General features: G+C 68.5%; 18 protein-coding genes and 5 tRNA genes. 6 read left to right on the top strand and 17 right to left on the bottom strand.

Features of this window, described 5'->3' with window-relative positions; all coding sequences use genetic code 11:
* Positions 1 to 41: 41 nt before the first annotated feature.
* Both AC5DRG_RS37350 and AC5DRG_RS37345 read left to right on the top strand, forming a co-directional pair.
* On the top strand, positions 42 to 275 hold the full coding sequence (locus AC5DRG_RS37350; RefSeq protein ID WP_003993216.1) for an Lrp/AsnC family transcriptional regulator: 234 nt from the start codon (positions 42 to 44) through the stop codon (positions 273 to 275).
* Positions 276 to 295: 20 nt separating this feature from the next.
* Positions 296 to 778: a DUF3515 domain-containing protein gene (locus AC5DRG_RS37345; protein WP_491804110.1), complete on the top strand. Its 483-nt coding sequence runs from the start codon at positions 296 to 298 to the stop codon at positions 776 to 778.
* Between the two features lie 12 nt (positions 779 to 790).
* On the opposite strand, the gene AC5DRG_RS37340 is transcribed toward AC5DRG_RS37345, so the two are convergent.
* The 3 genes from AC5DRG_RS37340 to AC5DRG_RS37330 are packed head-to-tail and all read right to left on the bottom strand — an operon-like array spanning position 791 to position 3,800.
* The gene (locus tag AC5DRG_RS37340; RefSeq protein ID WP_491804109.1) at positions 791 to 1,948 is read right to left on the bottom strand and encodes a D-alanine--D-alanine ligase family protein; all 1,158 of its coding nucleotides are present in this window, start codon (positions 1,946 to 1,948) and stop codon (positions 791 to 793) included.
* 59 nt (positions 1,949 to 2,007) lie between these two features.
* Entirely contained in the window at positions 2,008 to 3,018 is a 1,011-nt protein-coding gene (locus tag AC5DRG_RS37335; protein ID WP_491804107.1) for an NAD(P)H-dependent glycerol-3-phosphate dehydrogenase, read from the bottom strand.
* A complete protein-coding gene (locus AC5DRG_RS37330; RefSeq protein ID WP_491804106.1) occupies positions 3,015 to 3,800 on the bottom strand; it encodes a lysophospholipid acyltransferase family protein in 786 nt (261 codons plus the stop codon). Before AC5DRG_RS37330 ends, AC5DRG_RS37335 begins: the two co-directional genes overlap by 4 nt.
* A 154-nt stretch (positions 3,801 to 3,954) precedes the next feature.
* On the opposite strand from AC5DRG_RS37330, the gene cofC reads away from it, so the two are divergent.
* Positions 3,955 to 4,593 (top strand): 2-phospho-L-lactate guanylyltransferase, encoded by a 639-nt coding sequence (gene cofC, locus AC5DRG_RS37325; RefSeq protein ID WP_491804105.1) that lies wholly within the window; start codon positions 3,955 to 3,957, stop codon positions 4,591 to 4,593.
* Between the two features lie 54 nt (positions 4,594 to 4,647).
* A complete protein-coding gene (locus AC5DRG_RS37320; protein ID WP_491804103.1) occupies positions 4,648 to 4,851 on the top strand; it encodes a hypothetical protein in 204 nt (67 codons plus the stop codon).
* A gap of 78 nt (positions 4,852 to 4,929) precedes the next feature.
* Here the strand turns inward: AC5DRG_RS37320 and AC5DRG_RS37315 are convergent, their stop codons facing one another.
* The 4 genes from AC5DRG_RS37315 to leuC all read right to left on the bottom strand — a co-directional run bounded on the left by AC5DRG_RS37315 (position 4,930) and on the right by leuC (position 8,251).
* A complete protein-coding gene (locus tag AC5DRG_RS37315; protein ID WP_491804102.1) occupies positions 4,930 to 5,583 on the bottom strand; it encodes an HU family DNA-binding protein in 654 nt (217 codons plus the stop codon).
* A 138-nt stretch (positions 5,584 to 5,721) separates the two neighbouring features.
* A complete protein-coding gene (locus tag AC5DRG_RS37310) occupies positions 5,722 to 5,952 on the bottom strand; it encodes an SCO5555 family protein (RefSeq protein WP_491804101.1) in 231 nt (76 codons plus the stop codon).
* A 266-nt stretch (positions 5,953 to 6,218) separates the two neighbouring features.
* Positions 6,219 to 6,812, bottom strand: a complete 594-nt coding sequence (leuD, locus tag AC5DRG_RS37305) for a 3-isopropylmalate dehydratase small subunit (protein ID WP_491804100.1) — start codon at positions 6,810 to 6,812, stop codon at positions 6,219 to 6,221.
* Between the two features lie 5 nt (positions 6,813 to 6,817).
* Entirely contained in the window at positions 6,818 to 8,251 is a 1,434-nt protein-coding gene (leuC, locus tag AC5DRG_RS37300) for a 3-isopropylmalate dehydratase large subunit (protein WP_491804098.1), read from the bottom strand.
* 191 nt (positions 8,252 to 8,442) lie between these two features.
* Between leuC and ndgR the strand changes: the two genes are divergently transcribed.
* Positions 8,443 to 9,159 carry an IclR family transcriptional regulator NdgR gene (gene ndgR, locus AC5DRG_RS37295; RefSeq protein ID WP_028806673.1) on the top strand — a complete coding sequence of 239 codons (717 nt, stop codon included), beginning with the start codon at positions 8,443 to 8,445 and terminating at the stop codon, positions 9,157 to 9,159.
* Positions 9,160 to 9,231: 72 nt separating this feature from the next.
* Here ndgR and AC5DRG_RS37290 read toward each other — a convergent pair whose 3' ends face one another.
* A complete protein-coding gene (locus AC5DRG_RS37290) occupies positions 9,232 to 9,750 on the bottom strand; it encodes a DUF4188 domain-containing protein (protein WP_491804097.1) in 519 nt (172 codons plus the stop codon).
* 81 nt (positions 9,751 to 9,831) lie between these two features.
* On the opposite strand from AC5DRG_RS37290, the gene AC5DRG_RS37285 reads away from it, so the two are divergent.
* The gene (locus tag AC5DRG_RS37285; RefSeq protein ID WP_491804096.1) at positions 9,832 to 10,476 is read left to right on the top strand and encodes a MerR family transcriptional regulator; all 645 of its coding nucleotides are present in this window, start codon (positions 9,832 to 9,834) and stop codon (positions 10,474 to 10,476) included.
* Between the two features lie 53 nt (positions 10,477 to 10,529).
* Here AC5DRG_RS37285 and AC5DRG_RS37280 read toward each other — a convergent pair.
* From AC5DRG_RS37280 to AC5DRG_RS37240, 9 genes are all read right to left on the bottom strand, one after another.
* A tRNA-Glu gene (locus tag AC5DRG_RS37280) sits at positions 10,530 to 10,602 on the bottom strand.
* A 28-nt stretch (positions 10,603 to 10,630) separates the two neighbouring features.
* Positions 10,631 to 10,702, bottom strand: a tRNA-Gln gene (locus AC5DRG_RS37275).
* 20 nt (positions 10,703 to 10,722) lie between these two features.
* A tRNA-Glu gene (locus AC5DRG_RS37270) sits at positions 10,723 to 10,795 on the bottom strand.
* A 62-nt stretch (positions 10,796 to 10,857) separates the two neighbouring features.
* A tRNA-Glu gene (locus AC5DRG_RS37265) sits at positions 10,858 to 10,930 on the bottom strand.
* A gap of 45 nt (positions 10,931 to 10,975) precedes the next feature.
* Positions 10,976 to 11,047: transfer RNA gene (locus AC5DRG_RS37260), tRNA-Gln, on the bottom strand.
* Positions 11,048 to 11,138: 91 nt separating this feature from the next.
* A complete protein-coding gene (locus AC5DRG_RS37255) occupies positions 11,139 to 11,870 on the bottom strand; it encodes an HAD family hydrolase (RefSeq protein ID WP_491804095.1) in 732 nt (243 codons plus the stop codon).
* A gap of 281 nt (positions 11,871 to 12,151) precedes the next feature.
* Positions 12,152 to 13,636 carry a glutamate--tRNA ligase gene (gene gltX / locus AC5DRG_RS37250; RefSeq protein ID WP_491804094.1) on the bottom strand — a complete coding sequence of 495 codons (1,485 nt, stop codon included), beginning with the start codon at positions 13,634 to 13,636 and terminating at the stop codon, positions 12,152 to 12,154.
* Positions 13,629 to 14,405, bottom strand: a complete 777-nt coding sequence (locus AC5DRG_RS37245) for a fumarylacetoacetate hydrolase family protein (RefSeq protein WP_491804093.1) — start codon at positions 14,403 to 14,405, stop codon at positions 13,629 to 13,631. Before AC5DRG_RS37245 ends, gltX begins: the two co-directional genes overlap by 8 nt.
* An 80-nt stretch (positions 14,406 to 14,485) precedes the next feature.
* Positions 14,486 to 14,674: a hypothetical protein gene (locus AC5DRG_RS37240; protein WP_491804091.1), complete on the bottom strand. Its 189-nt coding sequence runs from the start codon at positions 14,672 to 14,674 to the stop codon at positions 14,486 to 14,488.
* Positions 14,675 to 14,956: the final 282 nt, after the last annotated feature.

Below are 14,956 nucleotides of genomic sequence, written 5' to 3'. Positions count from 1 at the left end.
CCTTTTCCCCACATGATCCTCGTGGCCGCCCTGGAGGTTCCGTGGTACAGGCGTACATCCTGATCCAGACGGAGGTCGGCAAAGCGTCGACCGTCGCTGAAACGATCAGCAAGATTCCTGGGGTACTCCAGGCCGAGGACGTGACAGGACCTTATGACGTGATCGTGCGTGCCCAAGCTGACACTGTCGACGACCTCGGCCGCATGGTGGTCGCGAAAGTCCAGCAAGTGGACGGCATCACCCGTACCCTGACCTGCCCGGTCGTTCATCTGTAGCCCCCGTCTACCCTTGGCCGGTGAACTTCTTCCGCCACCGGCTTCTCGGTCTGCCCGCGTTCGTCCTGCTCATCGCGGTCGCGGGCTGCTCCTCAGCAGACGACAGCGCTTCGGCGGCGGTTCCCTCGCCGGGCGCGAAGGTCGTCGAGCTGTGCGGGAAGCTGGACGCGGCACTGCCGTCGGAGGTCGACGACCAGGATCGTCGGGATCCCGAGCCCGCGTCCGCGCTGACCGCGGGCTGGGGGAACCCGGCGATCATACTGCGCTGCGGTGTCGAGCGACCCACGAAGATGAACGACCCCGAGGCCGACGGAGTCGACGTCAACGGGGTCGGCTGGCTGCTGGAGAAACAGGACGACGGATCGTTCCGTTTCACCACCACCCTGCGGAAGGCGTACGTCGAAGTGACCATCCCGAAGGACCGCACAGGGGACGGAATGGCTCCCCTGGTCGACCTCGCGCCGTCCGTCAAGAAGGCGATCCCCGAAGGGATCGCCGACTGAGGGGTACGACGTTCAGCGCAGGCCCGTCGACCTGCGCAGCGCCGCTTGAATCAACCGGTCCACGAGCTCCCCGTATTCGACCCCGCTCGCCTGCCACATCTGCGGATACATGGAGATCGGGGTGAAGCCGGGCATCGTGTTGATCTCGTTGATCACGAACTCCCCGTCCTCGGTGAGGAAGAAGTCCGCGCGGACGAGCCCCTCGCAGGAGGCCGCGTCGAAGGCGTCGACCGCGAGGCGCTGAACCTCGGCGGTCTCCTCGGGCGTCAGGGGCGCCGGGACGATCCCCGGGGTGGAGTCGATGTACTTCGCCTCGAAGTCGTAGTACGCGTGTGCCTCGGGCGGCGGGATCTCGGCGGGGACGGAGGCCCGGGGCCCGTCCTCGAACTCCAGCACCCCGCACTCGATCTCGCGGCCGCGCAGCGCCGCCTCCACGAGGATCTTCGGGTCGTGCCGCTGTGCCTCGGCGATCGCCTCGTCTAGGCCGCTCAGGTCGTCGACCTTGGTGATGCCGATCGACGATCCCGCGCGCGCGGGCTTCACGAAGAGCGGCCAGCCGTGCTCGCCGGCGAAGTCGACGATCTTCTTGCGGGCGGCAGACTCCTCGCGCTCCCACTCGCGCGGCCGGATCACCACGTACGGGCCCACCTTGAGCCCGAAGGAGGTGAACACCCGCTTCATGTACTCCTTGTCCTGGCCGACGGCCGAGGCGAGCACGCCCGAGCCGACATACGGGACACCGGAGAGCTCCAGGAGGCCCTGCAGGGTGCCGTCCTCGCCGTAGGGGCCGTGCAGGACCGGGAAGACGACGTCGACCTCGCCGAGGGCCTTGGGCACGGATCCCGGTTCGCTGTAGACGACTTCGCGGTTGGCGGGGTCGACGGGGAGCACCACGCCGCCCTCGCTCGACTCGGCGAGCTCCTCGACGCTGGGCGTGCGGCGGTCGGTGATCCCCATGCGTTCGGGTTCGTCCGCGGTGAGCGCCCAACGGCCGTCCTGCGTGATACCGATCGGCAGGACGTCGTAGCGCGTCCGGTCGATGGCCCGCAGTACGGCGCCGGCGGTGACCACGGAGATCCCGTGTTCGGAGGAGCGCCCGCCGAACACGACGGCCACGCGCGGCTTGCGAGGCGGCTGCTCAGGGCTCTGGGGGAGGTTCTCGGTGCTCATATCGCGTTGAGAGTACCCGGTGGTAGTGGCCTGATACAGCGTGCCTCGGCGGGGGTTGCTCAGCGTCGTTCCGGCTTCGCGCTGCGCGACATCAGTTCCTTGACGGCGACCACCGGAGGCTTGCCCTCGTGGACGATGGCGACGACCGTCTCCGTGATCGGCATGTCGACACCGTGTCTGCGGGCCAGATCCAGCACGCTCTCACAGGACTTGACGCCCTCGGCGGTCTGTTTGGTGACCGCGATGGTCTCCTGGAGGGTCATGCCCTTGCCGAGGTTGGTGCCGAAGGTGTGGTTGCGGGAGAGGGGCGAGGAGCAGGTCGCCACCAGGTCGCCGAGGCCCGCGAGTCCGGCGAAGGTCAGCGGGTCGGCGCCGAGTACGACACCGAGCCGGGCGGTCTCCGCGAGGCCGCGCGTGATGAGCGAGCCCTTGGCGTTGTCGCCGAGTCCCATGCCGTCCGCGATGCCGACGGCGAGGCCGATGACGTTCTTCACGGCACCGCCCAACTCGCAACCGACCACGTCCGTCTCGGTGTACGGCCGGAAGTACGGTGTGTGGCAAGCCGCCTGGAGCCGCTGGGCGACGGCCGCGTCGGTGCACGCGACCACGGCGGCGGCCGGCATACGGGCGGCGATCTCCCGCGCGAGGTTGGGTCCGGTGACCACGGCGATGCGGTCATGGCCGACCTTGGCGACGTCCTCGATGACCTCGCTCATCCGCATGACGGTGCCGAGTTCGACACCCTTCATCAGCGAGACGAGGACCGTGCCGGGGGCCAACAGCGGTACCCACTCGGCGAGGTTGGCGCGCAGCGTCTGCGAGGGAATCGCCAGGACGGTGAAGTCGGCGTCGCGCGCGGCCTCGGCGGCGTCCGTCGTCGCCCGCAGGTTCTCCGGGAGTTCGACGCCGGGCTGGTAGTCCGGGTTCGTACGCGTGGAGTTGATGGCGTCGACGAGTTCGGCGCGACGCCCCCACAGGGTGACCTGGCACCCCGCGTCGGCGAGGACCATGCCGAAGGCGGTGCCCCACGATCCGGTGCCGAAGACGGCCGCCTTGACAGGCTTGCTCACGTGCTTTGCCCCTCTTCCTGCTCGACCGGTTCGGCCTGCGCCTGTGTCTCCTGGGCGGTCCTGCGCCGCTGCTCCTTCCGTTCCCGGCGCGGGTCGTACGGCGTCTCGGGGGCCTTCGCGCCGCGGATCTCCTCCAACTGGCGGGTGATGGCGGCCATGATGACCTCGGTGGCCTCTTTGAGGAGGTCGGGGGTCATCTCCTTGTCGTGGAACGGTGTGAGGTCCACGGGCGGGCCGGCCAGCACATGGTGGGTCTTGCGCGGCAGGACGTACAGCTTCTTGGCGTACGGCGGCAGCAACTCGTTGGCGCCCCACTGCGCGACGGGAATCACCGGGCACTTGGTCTGCAGCGCGACCCGCGCGGCACCGGTCTTGCCGGTCATCGGCCACTGGTCGGGGTCACGGGTGATGGTGCCCTCGGGATAGAAGGCGACGCACTCGCCGCGCTCCACGGCGTCGATCGCGGCCCGGAAAGCGCTGAGCGCGTCCGTGGTCTCCCGGTAGACGGGGATCTGTCCGGTGCCGCGCATCGCGGCGCCCACGAATCCCTTCCGGAAAAGCCCGCTCTTCGCGAGGAATCTCGGAACCCGTCCGGTGTTGTACTGATAGTGCGCGTACGCGAGGGGGTCCACGTGCGAATTGTGGTTCACCGCGGTGATAAAACCGCCCTCGGCCGGAATGTGTTCCATTCCTCGCCAGTCCCGCTTGATCAGAACCACCAGTGGCGGTTTGCAGAGGACCGCTGCGAAGCGGTACCAGAAGCCGATTCTGCGGCGGGGCACGCGAACACCTTCCTCTAGAGCCTGGGGGGCCGCACAAGTGTCGCCCCAGGCCGACGGTCTGTCGAGAACACCGTACGCCCCGGCGACGGGCCCGCCAGATGGGTGGTGTGAAAGCCGGGTGACAATGGCCGCGACAAGAGAGGGAACCAACCTCGTGCAGTGGACCTTGGTCGTACCCGTGAAGGCCCTGGCGCGGGCGAAGAGCAGGCTCTCGGACACCGCGGCCGACGGGCTGCGCCCGGGCCTGGCCCTGGCCTTCGCCCTGGACACCGTGGCCGCCGCGCTGGCCTGCCCGGCGGTCCGTGATGTGGCAGTCGTCACGGACGACGCCCTGGCCGGCCGCGAGCTGGCCGCCCTGGGCGCCCGGATCATCGCCGACGAGCCGCGCGGCGGCCTCAACGCGGCCCTGACACACGCGGCGACGGTCATCCGGGCCGAACGCCCCGAAAGCGATGTAGCGGCCCTCAACGCCGATCTGCCGGCCCTACGCCCGCCGGAATTGGCCCGGGTCCTGGACGCGGCCGCCGAATTCCCCCGCGCATTTCTCCCCGACGCGGCGACAATCGGCACAACTCTGCTGACCGCCCGAACGGGCAGCCCATTGCTCCCGACTTTCGGCACGGATTCCCGCTCCCGCCATCGCGCGTCCGGAGCGGTGGAACTCCGCCTGGACGCGGTGGATTCCGTACGACAGGACGTGGACACCGGCGACGATCTGCGGGCGGCACTCGCCCTGGGGGTCGGCCCGCGCACGGCGAAGGCGACCGAGCGGCTGCTGATCGCAGAGCTGTAGCAGCGAACCGGCGACCAATGGCGGCCCTCCCAGCGGAGCGCATACGCTGCGCCCATGCAGGCGACCGCTTACACCTACGACGCCGGGACGCGCAGCGGCAGTGTGCTGCTCGACGACGGCACCCCCGTCTCCTTCGACGCCGCCGCGTTCGACGCGGGCGGGTTGCGGCTGCTGCGGCCCGGGCAGCGGGTGCGGATCGAGGTGGAGGGGCCCAAGGAGGGCCTGCGCATCACCCTGGTGACGCTCCAGACGCTCTGACCCCCCTCAATAAAACGTGCCGCGGGCCGGACTCCGTCATGGAGTCCGGCCCGGTGCGTGAGTACCCCTGCGCCCTTGCTACTTGCGGGCGGTGGCCTTCTTGGCGGTGGTCGTGCGCGCCGTCGACTTCCTGGCGGGGGCCTTCTTGGCCGTCGCCTTCTTCGCCGGGGCCTTCTTGGCCGTCGCCTTCTTGGCGGTGGCCTTCTTCGCCGTGGTCTTCTTGGCGGCCGCGGTGGTCTTCTTCGCGGTCGTCGTCTTCGCCGTGGTCTTCTTGGCGGTGGCCGTGGTCTTCTTGGCCGTCGTCTTCTTGGCGGTGACCTTCTTCGCGGCAGCCGTTGCCCTCTTCGCCGGGGCGGCCTTCTTCGCGGCGGCCTTCTTGACCGTGGCGGAAGCACCGCCGGTCAGGCTGCCCTTGGGGGCCTTCTTGACCGCGACCTCGCCACCGCGCGGGAGCTTCTTCGTGCCGCTCACCAGATCCTTGAAGCCCTGGCCCGCACGGAAGCGCGGTACGGACGTCTTCTTGACCCGAACCCGCTCACCCGTCTGCGGGTTGCGGGCGTAACGGGCCGGACGGTCGACCTTCTCGAAGGAACCGAAGCCGGTGACCGACACCCGGTCCCCACTGACGGTCGCGCGGACGATGGCGTCCAGGACCGCGTCGACCGCGTCGGCGGCCTGCTGGCGGCCGCCCACCTTGTCGGCAATCGCTTCTACGAGCTGCGCCTTGTTCACGTCTTCCCCTTCGGAGACATTGCCAGAACGAAAGTGTTCAAGCTTTTTCGCACGTTAGGCAGATATATACCGCAAATCAAACACGAAACGGGCTTATCACCCGCGCGCCGCAACGGACTCGGCCGCTCTGGACTTGTTTCAGCGTTCCTCTTCGGGCATTCGGCCCGCGTCGAGGTCTGCCATGAACCGCTCCAGACGCCTTGTCGCATCGGCGAGGTCGTGCTTGGCCGCGGCCGTAATGACCAGCAGCTTCCGGGTCAGCGCCATCCGTACGCCCTCCGGGACTTGCAGTGCGCGCACTCTTGTGTGCGCTTCCTTGAGTTGGTCCGCGACTGCCGCATAGAGCTCGAGTTGGCCGTCGTGTTCCATGCACAGATTGTGCCATCTGGGGCGAGTTGTCGCCTGCGCAGGGTGCAACTGCCGCCTCAAACGGCCTTCCGAGCGCCCGCGGACGCCGCGGCCACACGGTGCGCCTACCCCGCCAACAACCGCTCTAACGTGGGAAGTTGAGTGCACCGACCGGGGCTCGCAGGGCCGTTCGGGTGCAGACATGGCTGTACCCCCAATCGTGGCGATCGGGGGTACAGACGGAGTGTTGCGGTGGCCGAAACTCGACTTGTTTCGCAGCCGAAGGGTCAGACCTTGAGCGTCCGCGGCTTGTGCGAGGGCCGCTTGGCCTCGTACGCGGCGATGTCGCCCTCGTTCTGGAGGGTGATGGAGATGTCGTCCAGCCCGTTCAGCAGCCGCCAGCGGGCGTTCTCGTCGAGTTCGAAGGCGGCGGTGATGCCCTCGGCGCGCACCTCGCGGGCTTCGAGGTCGACCGTGACCTCGGCCTGCGGGTCGTTCTCGGTGAGTTCCTGCAGCGCCTCCACGACCTTCTGCTCCAGAACCACCGTGAGCAGGCCGTTCTTCAGCGAGTTGCCGCGGAAGATGTCGGCGAAACGGGAGGAGATGACGGCCTTGAAGCCGTAGTTCTGCAGCGCCCACACGGCGTGCTCACGGGAGGAGCCGGTGCCGAAGTCGGGGCCGGCGACCAGGACCGTGGCGCCGTTGCGCTCGGGCTGGTTGAGGATGAATTTCTCGTCCTTGCGCCAGGCCTCGAACAGCCCGTCCTCGAAACCGTCCCGCGTGACCTTCTTGAGCCAGTGAGCAGGGATGATCTGGTCGGTGTCGACGTTGGAGCGGCGCAGCGGGACGGCCCGGCCGGTGTGCGTGGTGAATGCTTCCATGACTCTCAGACTCCAGCGGGCGCGGGGGCGGCGTTTTCTTCGGTCAGGTCGGCCGGGGAGGCCAGATGACCCAGGACCGCCGTCGCGGCGGCAACCTGCGGCGAGACCAGGTGCGTACGGCCGCCCTTGCCCTGCCTGCCCTCGAAGTTGCGGTTGGACGTGGACGCGGAGCGCTCACCGGGGGCCAGCTGGTCCGGGTTCATGCCCAGACACATCGAGCAGCCCGCGTGCCGCCATTCGGCGCCGGCCTCCTTGAAGACGACGTCCAGGCCCTCGGAGACGGCCTGCAGACCCACGCGCGCGGAGCCCGGAACGACCAGCATCCGTACGCCGTCGGCGACTTTGCGGTCCTTGACGATGTCGGCGGCGGCCCGCAGGTCCTCGATACGGCCGTTGGTGCACGAACCTACGAAGACGGTGTCGACCCTGATCTCACGCAGCGGCTGTCCGGCGGTCAACCCCATGTATTCCAGGGCCTTTTCGGCGGCCAGGCGCTCCGAAGCGTCTTCGTACGAAGCAGGGTCGGGGACGTCCGCCGAAAGCGGCGCGCCCTGGCCGGGGTTGGTGCCCCAGGTGACGAACGGCGCGAGGGAGGCGGCGTCGATGACGACCTCCTCGTCGAATTCCGCGTCCTCGTCCGTCTTCAGCGTCTTCCAGTACGCGACCGCGGCGTCCCAGTCCTCGCCCTCGGGCGCGTGGGCGCGGCCCTTGAGGTAGGCGAAGGTGGTCTCGTCGGGGGCGATCATGCCCGCGCGGGCGCCGGCCTCGATCGACATGTTGCAGATGGTCATGCGGGCCTCCATCGAGAGCTTCTCGATGGCGGAGCCGCGGTATTCCAGGATGTAGCCCTGGCCGCCGCCCGTACCGATCTTCGCGATGATCGCGAGGATCAGGTCCTTGGCGGTGACCCCGTCGGGCAGTTCGCCGTCGACCGTGATGGCCATGGTCTTGGGGCGGGCCAGCGGCAGCGTCTGGGTGGCCAGCACGTGCTCCACCTGGGAGGTGCCGATGCCGAACGCCAGCGCGCCGAAGGCGCCGTGGGTGGAGGTGTGCGAGTCGCCGCACACGACGGTCGTACCGGGCTGGGTCAGGCCCAGCTGCGGGCCGACGACGTGGACGACGCCCTGCTCGACGTCGCCCAGGGAGTGCAGGCGCACACCGAACTCGGCGGCGTTCTTGCGCAGCGTCTCCAGCTGGACCCGGGAGACCGGGTCCGCGATGGGCTTGTCGATGTCGAGGGTCGGGGTGTTGTGATCCTCGGTGGCGATGGTGAGGTCGAGACGCCGCACCGGACGCCCCGCCTGACGGAGGCCGTCGAAGGCCTGCGGGCTGGTCACCTCGTGCAGCAGGTGCAGATCGATGAAGAGGAGGTCGGGCTCGCCCTCGGCGCGCCGGACGACGTGGTCGTCCCAGACCTTCTCCGCGAGTGTCCTACCCATCGCTTTCCCTCCGGCCGGCAAGTGTCGCGCCGGCCCAACTAGAGATCTTCAGAGTCGACGCCGCCCGTGCCCCTGTGTCCGGGCGTCCGCCGTCGGGCCCGTTGGTCCGCGGGCCGCTGTGTATCCAAGGGTTGCGCGTCTCACGAAAAAAGGAACTTGCGTTTCACAGAGTGAGACGCGAGTATCGTTTCATGGACAACAGTAGCGGCGTCGGCGTTCTGGACAAGGCAGCCCTTGTCCTGAGCGCTCTGGAGTCCGGTCCGGCCACCCTCGCAGGGCTGGTCGCGGCGACTGGACTGGCACGACCCACGGCACACCGGCTGGCCGTGGCTTTGGAACACCACCGTATGGTGGCGCGCGACATGCAGGGCCGTTTCATTCTCGGTCCGCGTCTGGCGGAGCTGGCCGCGGCCGCCGGCGAGGACCGTCTCCTCGCCACCGCGGGACCGGTGCTCACCCACCTCCGTGACATCACGGGCGAGAGCGCGCAGCTCTATCGCCGCCAGGGCGACATGCGCATCTGCGTCGCCGCGGCGGAGCGCCTGTCCGGACTTCGGGACACGGTCCCGGTCGGCTCGACGCTCACGATGAAAGCGGGCTCCTCCGCACAGATCCTGATGGCCTGGGAGGAGCCGGAGCGCCTGCACCGCGGCCTCCAGGGCGCCCGCTTCACGGCCACCGCCCTCTCGGGCGTACGGCGCCGGGGCTGGGCCCAGTCGATCGGCGAGCGTGAGCCGGGCGTCGCATCCGTCTCCGCGCCGGTGCGCGGCCCCTCCAACCGCGTGGTGGCCGCGGTCTCCGTCTCCGGCCCCATCGAGCGCCTGACCCGCCACCCGGGCCGTATGCACGCCCAGGCGGTCATCGACGCGGCCGGCCGCCTCTCCGAGGCCCTGCGCCGCACGGGCTGAGTTTCGGGACGTAAGCGAGGAGGGCCTGCCCCAACGCCGCGGCAGGCCCTCCTCGCTTCCCCGATCCCCCCGTCATCCGGCTTCTTCGGCCATCCCCGCCGACCGGTACTCGAACCGGTCCCGGGCGCGGCGCCCCCGCTTCTCCAGGGGCAGCACTCCATGCGCGGCCGCGAGACCGAACACCGGCATGTCCGCGTAGATCGACTCGTACGACCCCTCGGGCACCACGTAGGTCTCGTGCCACAGCCCGACGTGCTGACGCGACTTCCCCGCCTTCTCCTTGCGGTTGATGATCGCCCACGCCCTGTGGTGGAACATGTCGGGCGAGTGCGCGTAGGAGTAGAGCTTCTCCTTGGACTCCCAGTACTGGACGACGTAGTACGTACGCGGCGAGGCCGTCATCAGCACATGCCCGAGCAGCCCTCGGCTCTTGTCCTTCTGGAGCTCGCGCAGCATGCGCGGCATCGCCAGGAGCACCGGCAGCCAGTGGTGCACTCCCCAGAAGTGGTTGATCCGCATGCCGATCAACAGCACGACCACATCACCCTCGGCCGCAGCGCTCGTACGGCCCGGCATCGGCTTCGCGAACATGACCGTCCCCCTCGTCAGATAGCGCCACTATCCTTCTGGCGATGCTTGGATAGTGGCACTTACCAAGGAAAGGCGCAAGAGATGCGGTTGGCGGAGCTGAGCGAGCGCAGCGGTGTGTCCACGGCGACGATCAAGTACTACCTGCGCGAAGGGCTGTTGCCGCCGGGCCACCAGATCAATGCGACCACCGCCGAGTACGACGAGGAGCATCTGCGCCGGCTGCGGCTGGTGCGGGCGATGATCCAGGTGGGCCGGGTGCCGGTGGCGAAGGTGCGCGAGGTTCTCGGGCACGTGGACGACGACTCCCTGGGCCGCTCGATCCGCCTGGGCGCGGCGCTGTGGGCGCTGCCGCAGGTGCCGGAGCCGGATGAGGAGGACGAGTACGTCCAGGCCGCACAGCAGGTGGTCAACGCGCTCCTGGACCAGCTCGGCTGGGAGAACGCCAAGCGGCTCACGACCATCTCCCCCGCGTACCGCTCGCTGGTGGTGGCGGTTGCTGCGTTCCGCCGGATCGGCTACGGCTTCGGGGTCGAACTGCTCGCGCCGTACGCCGAGTTGATGCACCGGACGGCCGTCCTCGACCTGGACAACATGGAGGCACACCCGTCGGAGGCGGAACGGATCGAGTTCGCGGTCCTGGGGGCGATCCTCAACGAGCCGGCGCTGCAGGCACTGCACCGGCTGGCCCAGGAGGAGGAGACGGCGCGGCGGTACGGCTTCGAGTAGCCGGCGCCGAGCACGACGAAGGCCCTCCGCCGAAGCGAAGGGCCTTGTCTCTGTACCCCCGACCGGATTCGAACCGGCGCTACCGCCTTGAGAGGGCGGCGTGCTAGGCCGCTACACAACGGGGGCCTAGATCTTGCGTTTCCGCAGATCGGAGCTGGTCTACCAGGACTCGAACCTAGAATGACGGTACCAGAAACCGTAGTGTTGCCAATTACACCATAGACCAAGGCGATTCAGAGTAAATCGTACCCCCGACCGGATTCGAACCGGCGCTACCGCCTTGAGAGGGCGGCGTGCTAGGCCGCTACACAACGGGGGCCCTAGCGATCCTGCATGAGAGGCGGCGGGTGCGACCCTGACTGCCTTCCCGGGAAGGATCTGTACCCCCGACCGGATTCGAACCGGCGCTACTGCCTTGAGAGGGCAGCGTGCTAGGCCGCTACACAACGGGGGCTTTGCGGATATACTCCGCGGTTGCAGATTCTGGAAGATCTGCGAGCTGGCCTACCTGGACTCGAACCAAGACTAACGGAACCAGAAACCGTCGTGCTGCCAATTACACCATAGGCCACTGGAACTCAAGCCCCTGCGGGGATCTCGTTCTAGCTTGCGCTTCCGGTACCCGGTCTTTCGACCCGCTCTCCGGCGGCGCAGGAAGAACATTACCTGAAGGTGGACGGCGCTCCAAAACGGGTATCGGCGCCGAGCAGCGCAGGGAGTTCGGCCAGGGAGACGATCCGGTGGGGGCCTGTGGGGGCGTCTCCGCCGGTGTGCGCGCCGCCCCGGTCGATCCAGACCGACAGCAGTCCGGCGTCGGCGGCACCGCGCCCGTCGATCTCCGGGTGATCACCGACGTACGCCACCTGATGCGGGGGCAGCGCCAGGGCCTCGCAGGCCGCCAGGAAGGCGTCGGCCTCGGGTTTGGAGACGCCGAGCTCGGCCGCGCACAGGACGGTTTCGAAGCGGTCGCGGACGCCCAGGAAGCGGAGTTTGTACTCCTGGACATGGATGCTGGAGTTGGACAGCACAGCGTGGCGGTGGCTGGCGGCGAGGGCGTCCAGAGCGGGCAGCACGTCCGGGAAGAGGGCCCAGGCGGCCTCGTAGTGCGTCCGGTACCGCCGGAACCAGTCGTCGGCCTCCGCGTCGGTCAGCTCCTCGCCCAGGAAGACCCGTACGCGATCGCGCCGCTGTCCCTCGAAGGTCGCCTCCCCCGCGGCGAACCTCGCCCACTGCTGGTCGGTGATCTCCCGCCAGCGGGCGAGGGCCTGCTCCGGGGTCGCGTAACCGGCGAGCAGGCCCTCGACCGAGAGATGCGTGCGCATGCCCTCGCGGTCCGCGCTCGTGTAGTCGAAAAGGGTGTCGTCGACGTCCCAGACCACGGCGCGGATACTCATGATCCGACGGTAACCCGGGGCCCGGGGGCGCGTCTGCCGGTCTGCGCTTGCTTGCGTCGACGCCGTAGCCGGGGCTGCCGGGAACCAGAGCTGCTCAGACGGCCGATGACACAACGTGGTGGCACCGACGAGAGAGACCGAGCCACAGCCGTGACCGAGTACCGAATCCAGTTCACCATCGAGGCCTGTGCGGTGTACGACGAGGACGACGCCGTCTGACAACGCCGAAGGGGCGGCACCCGGAGATCCGGGTGCCGCCCCTCACACCACGCGTGCGTGCGTTACGCCGCCAGCTTCGCCAGGGCCGCGTCGATGCGGGTCAGGGTCTTCTCCTTGCCAAGGATCTCCAGGGACTCGAAGAGGGGCAGGCCGATCGTGCGGCCGGTGACGGCGACGCGGACCGGGGCCTGGGCCTTGCCGAGTTTGAGGCCGTGGGTCTCGCCGGCGGCCAGGACCGCCTCCTTGAGTGACTCGGGGGACGTCCAGTCCGCCGACTCCAGCTTTTCGCGGGCCGTGGCGAGCAGGGCGTCGCTGCCCTCCTTCATGGCCTTCGTCCAGGACGCCTCGTCCTCCACGGGCTCCGGCAGGAACAGGAAGTCGACGTTGTCCGTGATCTCCGAGAGGACCTTGAGGCGGGTCTGCGCGTGCGGGGCCACGGCCTGCCACTTCGCCTCGTCGAAGTCCTCCGGCGCCCAGGGCGCGAACGGGGCCTGGAGCCAGGGGGCGCAGCGCTCGGTGAAGTCCTTCACATCCAGCAGCCGGATGTGGTCGGCGTTGATCGCCTCGCACTTCTTCAGGTCGAAGCGGGCCGGGTTGGGGTTCACGTCCGAGACGTCGAACGCGGCGACCATCTCCTCCATCGTGAAGATGTCCTGGTCGGCCGAGAGCGACCAGCCCAGCAGGGAAAGGTAGTTGAGCAGCCCCTCCGGCAGGAAGCCGCGCTCCCGGTAGAGGTTCAGCGACGACTCGGGGTCGCGCTTCGACAGCTTCTTGTTGCCCTCGCCCATCACGTACGGCAGGTGCCCGAAGGAGGGGATCTCCTTGGCGATGCCGAGCCCGATCAGCGCCTTGTACAGGGCGATCTGACGCGGGGTCGAGGAGAGCAGGTCCTCGCCGCGCAGGACGTGGGTGATCTCCATCAGCGCGTCGTCGACCGGGTTAACGAGCGTGTAGAGCGGGGCTCCGTTGGCTCGTACGATCCCGTAGTCCGGGACGTTCTCGGCGGTGAACGTCAGCTCGCCGCGGACCAGGTCCGTGAAGGTGATCGTCTCGTCGGGCATGCGGAAGCGGACGATCGGCTCGCGGCCCTGCGCCTCGTAGGCCTCGATCTGCGCGGCACTCAGGTCGCGGCAGTGGCCGTCGTAGCCGGAGGGCCTGCCGGCGGCGCGGGCGGCGTCGCGGCGCTCCTCCAGCTCGGAGGCGGAGCAGTAGCAGCGGTAGGCGTGGCCGGCGTCCAGGAGCTTCCGCGCGACGTCCTTGTAGATGTCCATGCGCTGCGACTGGCGGTACGGCGCGTGGGGGCCGCCGATCTCGGGGCCCTCGTTCCAGTCGAAGCCCAGCCAGCGCATCGCGCCGAGGAGCTGCTCGTAGGACTCCTCGGAGTCGCGGGCCGCGTCGGTGTCCTCGATGCGGAAGACGAGCGTGCCCTCGTTGTGCCGGGCGAAGGCCCAGTTGAACAGGGCCGTGCGGACCAGGCCCACATGGGGGTTACCGGTGGGCGACGGACAGAATCGGACACGGACTGCTGGGGCGGATGCGCTAGCCACGCTTGACAACCTTGTTGGTGAGAGTGCCGATGCCTTCGATGGTGACGGCGACCTCGTCGCCGACGGTGAGGGGCCCGACGCCTGCCGGGGTGCCCGTGAGGATCACGTCGCCGGGGAGCAGCGTCATGGCCTCGGTGATGTTGACGATCAGATCCTCGATGGAGTGGATCATCTCGCTGGTGCGGCCGAGTTGGCGCTGCTGGCCGTTGACCGTGAGCTGGATGGTGAGGTCGGACGGGTCGACATCCGTCTCCACCCAGGGGCCGAGCGGGCAGGACGTGTCGAAGCCCTTGGCCCTCGCCCACTGCTTCTCACGCTTCTGCACGTCGCGCGCGGTGATGTCGTTGGCGCAGGTATAGCCGAGGATGACGTCCTTGACGCGCTCGCGCGGGACCTCGCGGCACATGCGGCCGATGACGACGGCCAGCTCGGCCTCGTGGTGCAGGTCCTCGGAGAAGGTCGGGTACTGGATCTCGTCGCCGGGGCCGATCACCGAGGTGGAGGGCTTGAAGAAGGCGAACGGGGCGTCGGGCACCTCGTTGCCGAGTTCCCTGGCGTGCTCCGCGTAGTTACGGCCGTACGCCACGACCTTGTTGGGGAGCACGGGCGGCAGCAGCCTGACCTTGCTCAGCGGGACCTTCGTACCGGAGAGCTCGAAGTCCCCGAACGGGATGCCCTTGATGATGTCGAGGACGAGCTCGTCCTGCTTGTCGCCCTCGACCACGCCGAAGGCGACGTTCCCGTCGATGGAGAATCTGGCGATGCGCACGGGATCCTGGCGCCCCTCACTGAGCCGACTGGAGTCTGACGCTCCAGGCTAGCGCGGCAAAGGGAGGGCGCCTCGCCCTATTACTCCGCCGCGGCGGCGCTGACCGGGGCGTCCATGAGGATCGTGCGGCGCGGGTTGGCGGTCTGGGCCGGGAGGTCGAGCGAGTGTTCCGGCTGCTCCGGCGTCTGCAACGCGTCGGCGTCCTCGAGGTGCGCCAGCGTCGTGCGCCGGGGGTTGGCTATGTTGCGGAACATCATCGTCGTCTTCACTGTTGTACTCGGCCTCAGTCGTCGGTGGGTTGGCAGTTGACAGAGTCTGCCCTCTTGTAAAGCGCCAGGCTAAACATGCAATTCCCCGCCCAAGACGTGAAGAGCCCTTGAACAGCGTGTGAGTTTGCTCACGAATCCATGGGCAAACCGGTCAATTCAGGCCCGCAACCCACCCCAACGAAACGGACATTGACCCCCTGAAGCCATCATTCCGCTCCTGATCATGGCGACTGGGACACCCCCCGCGCCCGAGCGAGTCGCGTGGATAGGTCCGTAATGTAC

It is taken from the genome of Streptomyces sp. JLBG701, assembly GCF_058544905.1.
Note: the sequence above shows the minus strand (reverse complement) of the source record. Positions and strands in the feature narration are given on the sequence as shown.